Below are 10410 nucleotides of genomic sequence, written 5' to 3'. Positions count from 1 at the left end.
CGCTAATTTACGATCAGCCCAGCGTGCGACTAATGACAGACCGTAATTCAAGACGAAGTAGACCAGCGTAATCACAATCAATACTGGAATAATATACGTCGAGTTCTGCGCATAAACAATCTGGCCACGATACATCAATTCGGCCAACACAATTCCCATTGCCAAACTGGTATCCTTCACCAATGAAATCAATTGCGAAATAATTGGTGGAATCATTTTCTTATAAGCTTGTGGCAAAATGATATAAATCATCGTTTGCATATTACTCAAGCCGTTCGCACGCGCACCTTCAAATTGGCCAATATCAACTGATTCCAAGCCACCACGCACAATTTCAGCCAACATCGCTGATTCAAATGTACTCATCGCAATGATGGTAGCCCAAAAGACTGATAAGTGAATCCCAATCTTTGGCAACGCAAAGTAAACAAAGAAAATAATTAACAACAGCGGCAAATTACGAATCACGTTATTGATCGTACCGACAAATTTTGAAAAATAAGGGATGCGTTCAAATTGAATAATCCCGACAATTGAGCCAAAAATCAAACTCAAAATAACTGAAATGAGGGATACGCCAACTGTGATCCCCAGGCCGCCTAATAAATACGTCACATTTTGTGGTGTAAAGGCACTAAAAAATCCTAATGTCGCCATAATTCCTCCTTACGCTGCCTGCTTGAGCTTACGCTCAAGGTGCTGCATATAGTAACTCAACGGTAAGGTAATGATGAGGTATAAGATACCGACAATGATATAAGTGCTAAACGTTTCAAACGTATTGGCCGCAATCATATTACCTTGATACATCAAGTCCAAACCACCGACAAAGGCTAAAATAGATGAGTTTTTAACCAAATTGATAAATTGGTTACCGAGTGATGGTAAGGCCACACGGAACGCCTGTGGCAAAACAATATGGCGCATTGCTTGCGCAAATGACAACCCATTTGCTCGCGCACCTTCCATTTGTCCACCATTAACCGCCAAAATACCTGCACGGACAGTTTCGGCAATAAACGCTGACGTATACAACATCAACGCGACCGTTCCTGAGACGAAACCACTCATTTTAACGTACTGTGACACGACCAAGAAGAAGAAGAACGTAATCACCAAAAGTGGAATATTTCGGAAAACTTGGACATAAATGTTACCAATGCGACGAACCCACGTCTGTGGCATCACTTGCATCACCGCAAACACTGTCCCTAAAATCAAGGATCCCACCAGCGCAATCACACTCGATAGTAGCGTGTAACCAAAGCCCTGCATCAAAGTTGGAAAATTATTCTGTAACAATTCAATCATCACTTTGCCTCCAAACTGTGCCAGTCAAGACCAGGAACATCACTGAACCACTTTTTAATTAATTCATTGTAGACACCATTCTTTTTGATCGTTGCCAATGCCTTATTGGCTTCGCGAATCATTGGGCCTTGATCATTATCAAAGGCAATCCCGTAAGGGCCATGTGTAAATGTGCCACCAGCAATATGATACTCTGGGTTTTCAGTTGCAAAACCATACAAGATCGCGTTATCAGTTGACATCGCTTGCCCTTGACCACTCTTCAACGCTTGCATACCTGTGGCGTAGTCTTGCACTGCCAAAACCTTTGCCTTAGGCGCAAACTTCTTAATTTCAGTCGCAGCAGTTGTCCCCACGACCACAATAATCGTGTACTTTGAATCATTCATATCTTTAACAGAGTGAATGCCAGAGTCTTTTTTCACCAAGATTGATTGTCCGGCGTCAAAATATGGCTTAGTAAAGTCAATAATCTTTTCACGTTCTGGCGTAATTGTCATCGTTGAGACAGAGCCATCAATATTAGTGTTCTTCAACAGCTGCATCTTAGAAGATGCTGATACTGGGATAAACTGTGCTGACATTGGCACGCCAGTTTGTTTTGAAATTTGCACCGTCAAGGCTTTGGCAATATCGACGTCAAAGCCTTCTGGTGTCCCTGTTTTGGTATTCATCAGACCAAATAACTTGGTATCTGCTTTAACACCCCAGACAATACGACCCAGTCGTTCAACACGCGCCAACGTGTCTTCGTGTTCTGAATTTTTCTTAGCTGTGGCTGTTGCCCACATTAAACCGAGGACAATAACGGCAGCTAAAACAATTGTTGCAATAATGCCAAATTGTCGTTTTTTAGCTTTTTCCATAATTTACTGTGCGTTCAGATTACTCTCAAACGCCCCTCCTCTATTCTTAATGATGTTCAACTTGGCTCAAGAACTTCTTGGCACGTGCTTCCTTTGGATTATCAAAGAATGCCTGAGTTGTGCTGTCTTCCAAAATTTGCCCATCAGCCATGAAGATCACGCGATCAGCCACCGCCTTGGCAAAACTCATTTCGTGTGTCACGACAAGCATTGTCATAGATGAATCTTTGGCAATATCTCGCATAACATCCAACACATCACCGATCATTTCTGGATCCAATGCTGAAGTTGGTTCATCAAACAACAGGGCTTTTGGCTTCATCGCCAGTGAACGCGCAATGGCCACACGTTGCTTTTGACCACCAGACAATTCAGATGGCATATTCGCTGCTTTGTCGGCCAAACCAACTTTTTCAAGCAACTCCTTCGCAATTTTTTTGTTTTCCGCTTCATCACGCTTCAACACCAAACGCGGTGCCAGCATGATATTTTCTAATGTTGATTTATTGTTATATAAATTGAAATGCTGGAACACCATCCCAACATTCTTACGGATACGGTTCATATCCGTTTTTGGATCGTGTAGATCAAAATCATTGACCAGCAACTGACCTTCTTGAATTTCTTCCAATCCATTGATTGTCCGAATCAACGTTGACTTTCCTGACCCAGATGGGCCAATCAACACAACAGTCTCACCTTCATCAATCTTCAAATTGATATTTTTTAATGCGTGAAAGTTGCCATAGTACTTCTCAACATTTTTGAATTCAATCATTGACATGAATAAATTTCTCCTTTTTCTCGCAAGTGCTTTAACACGGCACACGGTCCCGATACAAAAAAGGACGATTATCGTGCAATACGCAGGCATATTACACGATTCGCCCCAGTCTGCTCATACTTCTATTCTACGTGTCACCCGACATTTTAAATTAATCCATGGCAGGAAACGTGACATAAAAATGTGAATTTCTTAACATTACACCCGGTCAACTAACTGCCGTCTCATCATCTGTCATCCCTTGCAAACGATATAGGTCATAGTAACGGCCGCGTTGCGCCAGTAACGCATCATGCGTCCCCCGCTCGACCACTTCGCCTTTATCTAACACGAGAATTAAGTCAGCATCCTTGATGGTCGACAAGCGGTGCGCAATCGCAATGGTTGTCCGATTCTGGCGCATTTTCCGGAGTGATTGTTGAATCAATACTTCCGTCTCTGTGTCCACATTGGCGGTCGCTTCATCTAAAATCAAAATTTTTGGATCTTTCACAATCGTTCGGGCAAAACTAATCAACTGCTTTTCCCCAGCTGAGAAGCCTGAACCGCCTTCTTGTACTTTGGCATGATATTGATCGTCCAGCTCATCAATAAAACTATCTGCCCCAACGAATTCAGCAGCCTTAATAATCTGGTCGTCGGAAATCGTATCATCATACATCCGAATGTTAGAGGCGACATCCCCATAAAACATAAACGGTTCTTGCAACACCAAGCCCATTTTTTGACGCAAATCAACGGGATCAATATCCCGAATATCCTGCCCATCGAGCAAAATTTCCCCACTTTGAAAATCGTAAAAGCGCATCAATGTGTTAATCGTTGACGATTTACCGGAACCGGTATGACCAACCAAGGCCACGGTATCGCCAGGATTCGCTGTAAAGGTCAAATCCTTTAAAATTGGATGCTGTCCATCATAACTAAAGTTGACATGTTTAAATTCAATTTTTCCTTGAGTAATTTGCTTATCTGCACCTGGATTTTGCGCTGGGGCATACGTGTCATCATCCAAAATGCCCAAAACACGATAACCAGAAACCAAGCCTTCTTGGAAAGGACTAAACAAATTCATCACATTTTCTAATGGACTAAAAATATTATTTAAATAGGTAGTAAACGCATAAATCACCCCAGCTGAAACGGCAGTGGTCATCGACAAAACCCCGAAGTACCAGAGGACCAGCACCATTGCGCCCCCTAACATCAAATCAATCATCGGCTCTAATAACAACGCATCAGCTTTAATCATTTTAAAACGCGCATTGAAATATTCACCGTTGACCTTGGCAAAGGCCTTTTTAAACCGATCTTCTTGGTAAAATTCTTGAATAACATCAATTCCGGTAATACTTTCGGCAATTTTAGCATTCAAATGTGAGAGGCGTTCACGCATATGACGGAAAAGACTCGATGAGAAACGCTGGTATAACACCACCGAAATGACAATAAACGGCACCACGACTAGCATCAGCAACGTGGCTTTCACACTCACCGTCAGCATCCCGATATAAGCACCAATCATGCTCATCACCACAAAGGTTAATTCCATGAAAAAGCGCCAAAAATCCGCTAATGAAGCCGTATCATTGTTCACGCGCGTCACCAAAGATCCCGCCGGCACGCGATCAAAGAAACGCATCCCTAAGGTGTGCAACTTCTCAAAGACCTTGACGCGGATATCTTCTAACGCATATTCTGCGGCCACCGTGAAATAATAGGCATTCAGACCATCCGTAATAGCTTGACAGACCCGAATAGCGGCGACTAACAGGGCAAAGCTCCACATGATTTGGATGGTGATATTGTCCCCTTGATGCAGGTAAGTCGTCATATAGTAAGCAATCACACGTGGTGCGGCTGCTTGCAAGAGCGCAAAGACACCACCAATTGCAAGGGCGACAAAAAACATCTGGCGAAAGGGCTTTGCTTGTTTCATCAACGTGGTAATCACCCGAATTTGTGTTTTGAGCGGAATACTTTTCGCCCAGACTGATTCATTATTTTCAGACATCAGCGCCCGCCTTTCCATCTAATTTTTCTTCTAATTCTGTTGCTAATTGTTGTTGGCGATACATCTCGGCATACCAGCCATCTCTGGCCATTAACTCGGCATGGGTGCCGCGTTCTTTAATACGGCCTTGGTCAAACACAATAATCTCATCGGCATTCATCACCGAACTCATCCGATGCGCGGCAATAATTGTCGTTTTCCCTTGGCGATCGGCCTTCAAGGCTTGTAAGATTTGCTTTTCCGTCCGCGCATCAACGGCTGACAAGGCATCATCTAAAATTAAAATTTCCGGATCAATAATTAACGCACGCGCAATCGCCAAACGTTGCTTTTGGCCACCAGATAAGCTCACCCCATGTTCACCAACTTCGGTGTCGTAACCGGCCGGCAACGCTAAGACATCTTCATGAAAGGCGGCTTTTTTAGCCGCGGCTTCGACCACCGCTTGTGTCTCATCAATATTAGCAAATCGAATATTGTCACGAATTGTTGTCGAGAATAGGAAATTTTCCTGCGCCACATAACCAATCGCGCGTAAATACGCCGCAAAAGTGTAATCCTTAATGTCCGTACCACCCACTTTAATCGTGCCTTGATAGTCATCAAATTGCCGCAATAACAACTTCAATAATGTAGTTTTTCCTGAACCAACACGCCCGACAATGCCCAAAGTTTCACCGGCTTTAACTGTAAAGTTAATGTGCTCTAAGGCCAAATTTGCCGCGTCATCATCAGGATAACTAAACGCGGTCACATCAATGACCAAGTCACCCGTTGCCCGTGTCGTGACCGCATCTGGCTTTTCGACCACCGCAGATTTTTCAGACAAAATGTTTTGGACACGAATATATGACGCATTTCCACGTTCCAAGACGTTAAATAACTGCCCCAAACCAAACATTGGCCAAACTAATAAACCAAGATAAGTCGAAAATGAGACCAGTTGCCCAATCGTAATGGCTTGATTAACGACCAGCGAGCCACCATAGGTAATCATAATCACATAACTAATGGTCATGATCAGTGTTGCCATTGGGCCAAACATCGCGTCAATTCGAGCAACCCGCTTATTGATTTGAATCGTTTCTTGCACTTGCGCCTCAAAAGCAGCGGCATCTTGTTGTTCTTGACCCAAAGTCTTAATCGCTTTAATCCCAGCAATTGATTCTTGGGATTTGTTAGATAAGCGTGAAAAGGCTTCTTGTGACGCGGTAAACGCCGCACGAATTTTCGGCGATAAGTAGCGCACACCGATAATCAACAATGGTAAAGGCAAAATACCAATTAACGTTAGACGCCAATCTACTACCAGAATCATCGAGGCCACCGTGAAAATAATCACCACCACAGAGTCAACCAACATTAAAATACCACCCGACGCCACACGCTGGATTGCTGATAAATCGTTGGATGCGTGCGCCATTAAATCACCCGTACGATGCCGTTGATAAAACGTGGTATCCATCGCCATGTAATGGTCAAAAAGCTGTTGCCGTAATGTTTTTTCTAGTAACGCTGATCCCTGAAAAATGTGGGTAATCCACGCGTAGCGAAAACCATACATTAAGAGCGCAAACAACAAAATCCCACCAGCATAAAACACCAGCCCCTCAAATGTTAATTCTCGGCGTACAACTTTATCCGTGAATTGCCCAATCAGTGCCGGTGACACCATTTGTGAAATTTCTGTTAAGAATAAAAAAGACAACCCTAAAATATAAAGCCGTTGATGCGCTTTAAAAAACCACATCAATTTTCCAAAAATACTCATGTACACCTCCCTTTTTAACCATTGTTATATTATTTAATCGTCATTTTTCACATAACAACATCATAAAAGGCATTATAACACACTATTTTATGAGAAAAAAATCACGTTTAAACCTGCTACAATGACCCACAAAATGCCAAATAGCACCTGTCGCCGTTTGTGCAAGCTCATCACACCGGCAAACTCGCGCAAAAAGGCCGGTATGCGATGCCGCCAAACCGACACTCCACCACGCCCACGCGCTGAAATGCCTAGTGTTTGCGCGATCAATGCACCCCGAAAAACGTGGTAATCACTCGTATAAAACGTTAACGGTTGCCCATCAAGCAAAGCCGCACTATAACGAAAATTTTGAATGGTATTCCGTGACTGATCTTCTAATCGTGTTTGCGCCAGCGGGACACCATAGCGCAAGACGGCATGTTCCCGCATCGCTGCTGCTTCACTCCGTTGCTGATCGTCACCTTGTCCACCCGAAAATACGATAATCGGGAAAGGGGTCATTTTTTGGGCATCTAACACCGCTGCTCGGATACGCGCATCCACGATTTTACCAACATGATAGCCATCCGCTAAACCACCGCCTAATACCACAAGCGGACCAACTTTGGGTGGTCGGCTGACGATCCCATAAGCCACACTGCTGATTAAAAAGCGACTAAACTGCCAGACAAAATAAAACAGCAACCACGGCGCAGCCATCCGCCATAATGACCACGGGGATAACAAAACTAAACTGATTAAATAGCCACCAATAATGCCTGGCACCAGCAACCGTCGTGATTTTTTCCAACTGTACCACGCAATGCTCAGCATTAAAATAACACCCATGAGTATAGCTATGCTGTAGCTCCCGACACGAATAGCTTGCCGGCTGGCTGGCGATAAGTTGAGCCAATGTTGACACAATAAAATCACGCTCAATGCAATAAAAACCCCATACGTACCGATTGTCATCGTCGCGGGGTTTTTCTGCAATTGGTAACCAAGCGCTACCAATAATAATCCAATTGTTACAAGATAAATGAGGGTTATCATAGCCTTATTGTATCACGTTACGCTGTTGTAAATGGATTTGTTGCTGTATCTGGGACGCGCACTAAGTCAAGCGCCACCAATCGCTCAGCAATTTGCACGGTGTTCCAGGCCGCCCCTTTGAGGAGGTTATCTGACACGACCCACATATGGAAAGCATCGTCCACTTCCAAATCCGGCCGGACACGACCGACAAACGTCTCGCGCTTGCCCGCCGCATTAACCGGTTGTGGGTAAAGTTGCTCGGATGGATTATCTTCCAGCACAACCCCTGGTGCTTGGCTTAAGACTTGTTGAATTCCCTGTGCCGTGGCCCCAGTACCAGCCGCTGTTTCAAAGTAAACCGTTTCCCCATGCCCAATTGGCACCGGCACACGCACAGCCGTGCCAGTCACTTTCACGTCACGGGAATCCTTATCACCAAACATAATTTTCTTGGTTTCGTGAATCATTTTCCATTCTTCATGGGTGTACCCATCATCTTCAAATACATCAATTTGGGGCAGTAAATTGTAGGCCAATGGATAGTGCTTAGCCGCACCACGGACTGGCAAAACTGATGCCGTGACTGGTTCACCAGCATTATAAGCCGTTGTTTGCGCGACTAATTCATCCCAACCTAATTGGCCTGCCCCAGAGGCGGCTTGATACGTTGACACAATCACCCGTTCTAGACCATAGGCTTGGCGAATCGGTTCCAAGGCCACTACCATTTGAATGGTTGAGCAATTTGGATTAGCAATAATGCCTTGATGCGCTTGTAAAGCGGCTTCATTCACTTCAGGTACGACAAGTGGTACGTCATCATGCATACGCCAATAACTTGAATTATCGACAACAACGGCACCGCGCTTAACTGCCTCAGGCGCAAACCGCTTTGAAACTGAGCCGCCGCCTGATGCTAAGACCAAATCAACACCGTCAAAACTTTCTGGCGTGGCTTCTTCAACCGTCACTGGTTCGCCTTTAAACATTAAAGTCGTGCCAGCCGAACATGCTGAAGCCAATAACTTAATTTGACTAACCGGAATCGTTGATTGTTCCAATTGTGATAGCAACCGTGTGCCAACTGCGCCAGTGGCACCCAAAATTGCCACATGATAAGTTTTTTCTGTCATTTTGTTCTCCTCAATGTTAAGTTTGTTACGCTGTGTGTCCTAATCGACAAGTACGCGGTGCAAGCGATCTTGCATCCCAGTCATGATTTCCCAAGGGGCCAAGCCCGCGTGTTGGGCGACATCTTCCAAGGTATTTTCTAACCCACCATCACGACCAATGAGGGTCACTTTTGTTCCCACAGGATATTCTCGTGGTAAGCGAATCATCATTTGATCCATGGCGATTTGGCCAACTATCGGTGCGTATTGGCCATCAACAATCACGTTAAATCCGGTCAATTTGCGGAGCCACCCATCGCCATAGCCAATTGGCACTGTGCCAATCCATTCGTCGCCAGTCGTGGTGTATTTGTGGGAATAACTAATACCTTCACCCGCTGGCAGTTGCTTCACAAAGTTGATTTCACTACGCAAAGCCATGACTGGCTGTAACTCATGGCCGTCGGCCAATTCGCCACGGGAAGGTTCCACGCCATACAGGACTGTCCCCACGCGAATGACGTCGTGTGGGACTTCGTCAGCGTGATACATGGCAGCCCCAGAGTTGGCGACGTGATAGTATTCTGGTTCCGGTAAGCCATCAGTTAGCGCATGCCAACGCGCCAGTTGCATCTCAAAATAATCAGTATTAGCCGAATCGGACTCGGCAAAATGCGTCGCTAAGCCAACATAGTCAAATAAATCATGATGTGCTTGGACATAAGCAATGGCTTCGGCCAGCGCTGCACGATCACGGAAGCCAATTCGTCCCATCCCCGTATCAACCCCTAACGAGACATGCAAACGTTGTTCACCGGACAAATAAGTCGCCGCCTCTTTTAACCAATCAAGCGACACAACCGTAGCCATAATATGTTGGACAGCCATTAATTCCGCATATTCTGCTGGTGAAATCCCTAAAATTAAAATTGGTGCCGTCAATCGCTCATGGCGTAAGGCCAAAGCTTCATCAATAATGGCTACCGCTAAGCCATAGACACCACCCGCGACGGCTGCTTTAGACGTTGGGATTAACCCCAAGCCGTAGGCATTAGATTTAACAGCCAAAAAGATTTTGTCTGCGCCTGATGTTTGCTTCACGACGGCGACATTATTTTTTAAAGCTTTTTGTGATATTTCAATTTGTGTTGGCCTTGTAATTGCCTCTACCATAGTCACACCTTTTTCTCATAAAATAAAAATCCGTGGCTGCTTGGGGGCAGTCACGGATCGCAATAAAAAACGCTTATCTCCGTCATAGCACCCCGCATCCGCGACAGTCCATTGGCTCTTAACCAATGGCCCAGCTAACTGACATGATAGTGTCAGTGCTTCGGCCATATCCCCTTTTACTTGTTTCAGCGTATCTATCAATACTCCACAAGTGACTCTTGTCTACGGCAACCTCTATGATTTTCTCATTGTTTTTATTCTATTCTAATACTTTTATTTTGTCAAATGCGTTGTTGTCTTCTCGCTATCAGCACTAGCCACTATAATTTAACTTGCGTCACGTCGCCACTTAACAAGAC

General features: G+C 44.7%; 9 protein-coding genes and 1 riboswitch. All 9 genes read right to left on the bottom strand.

What is annotated here, in order from left to right:
- The coding region (locus tag ACW12G_RS04445) for an amino acid ABC transporter permease (RefSeq protein WP_029510087.1) at positions 1-657 on the bottom strand (657 nt) is incomplete at its 3' end.
- A 9-nt stretch (positions 658-666) separates the two neighbouring features.
- Positions 667-1308, bottom strand: a complete 642-nt coding sequence (locus tag ACW12G_RS04440) for an amino acid ABC transporter permease (RefSeq protein WP_029510086.1) — start codon at positions 1306-1308, stop codon at positions 667-669.
- A 2-nt stretch (positions 1309-1310) separates the two neighbouring features.
- Positions 1311-2177, bottom strand: coding sequence for a transporter substrate-binding domain-containing protein (locus ACW12G_RS04435; RefSeq protein WP_029510085.1), 867 nt, complete (start codon positions 2175-2177; stop codon positions 1311-1313).
- A 46-nt stretch (positions 2178-2223) separates the two neighbouring features.
- Positions 2224-2961, bottom strand: a complete 738-nt coding sequence (locus tag ACW12G_RS04430; protein ID WP_455647372.1) for an amino acid ABC transporter ATP-binding protein — start codon at positions 2959-2961, stop codon at positions 2224-2226.
- A gap of 208 nt (positions 2962-3169) precedes the next feature.
- Positions 3170-4975: an ABC transporter ATP-binding protein gene (locus ACW12G_RS04425; protein ID WP_029510083.1), complete on the bottom strand. Its 1806-nt coding sequence runs from the start codon at positions 4973-4975 to the stop codon at positions 3170-3172.
- Complete coding sequence (locus ACW12G_RS04420; protein WP_029510082.1) at positions 4968-6746, bottom strand: ABC transporter ATP-binding protein; 1779 nt, start codon at positions 6744-6746, stop codon at positions 4968-4970. Before ACW12G_RS04420 ends, ACW12G_RS04425 begins: the two co-directional genes overlap by 8 nt.
- An 87-nt stretch (positions 6747-6833) precedes the next feature.
- Positions 6834-7784 (bottom strand): YdcF family protein, encoded by a 951-nt coding sequence (locus ACW12G_RS04415; protein ID WP_455647371.1) that lies wholly within the window; start codon positions 7782-7784, stop codon positions 6834-6836.
- Positions 7785-7801: 17 nt separating this feature from the next.
- The gene (locus ACW12G_RS04410) at positions 7802-8899 is read right to left on the bottom strand and encodes an aspartate-semialdehyde dehydrogenase (protein ID WP_455647370.1); all 1098 of its coding nucleotides are present in this window, start codon (positions 8897-8899) and stop codon (positions 7802-7804) included.
- A gap of 39 nt (positions 8900-8938) precedes the next feature.
- Positions 8939-10051, bottom strand: a complete 1113-nt coding sequence (alr, locus tag ACW12G_RS04405) for an alanine racemase (RefSeq protein ID WP_029510079.1) — start codon at positions 10049-10051, stop codon at positions 8939-8941.
- 77 nt (positions 10052-10128) lie between these two features.
- A riboswitch (Lysine riboswitch) is annotated at positions 10129-10296 on the bottom strand.
- Between the last annotated feature and the right edge of the window lie 114 nt (positions 10297-10410).

The organism is Leuconostoc sp., assembly GCF_965300815.1.
This window is presented reverse-complemented; position numbering and strand designations above follow the sequence as displayed.

Coding starts and splice junctions, on each gene's coding strand:
- alr (WP_029510079.1), bottom strand. CDS start 10,051: ATGGTAGAGGCAATTACAAGGCCAACACAAATTGAAATATCACAAAAA.
- ACW12G_RS04425 (WP_029510083.1), bottom strand. CDS start 4,975: ATGTCTGAAAATAATGAATCAGTCTGGGCGAAAAGTATTCCGCTCAAA.
- ACW12G_RS04420 (WP_029510082.1), bottom strand. CDS start 6,746: ATGAGTATTTTTGGAAAATTGATGTGGTTTTTTAAAGCGCATCAACGG.
- ACW12G_RS04415 (WP_455647371.1), bottom strand. CDS start 7,784: ATGATAACCCTCATTTATCTTGTAACAATTGGATTATTATTGGTAGCG.
- ACW12G_RS04430 (WP_455647372.1), bottom strand. CDS start 2,961: ATGTCAATGATTGAATTCAAAAATGTTGAGAAGTACTATGGCAACTTT.
- ACW12G_RS04435 (WP_029510085.1), bottom strand. CDS start 2,177: ATGGAAAAAGCTAAAAAACGACAATTTGGCATTATTGCAACAATTGTT.
- ACW12G_RS04410 (WP_455647370.1), bottom strand. CDS start 8,899: ATGACAGAAAAAACTTATCATGTGGCAATTTTGGGTGCCACTGGCGCA.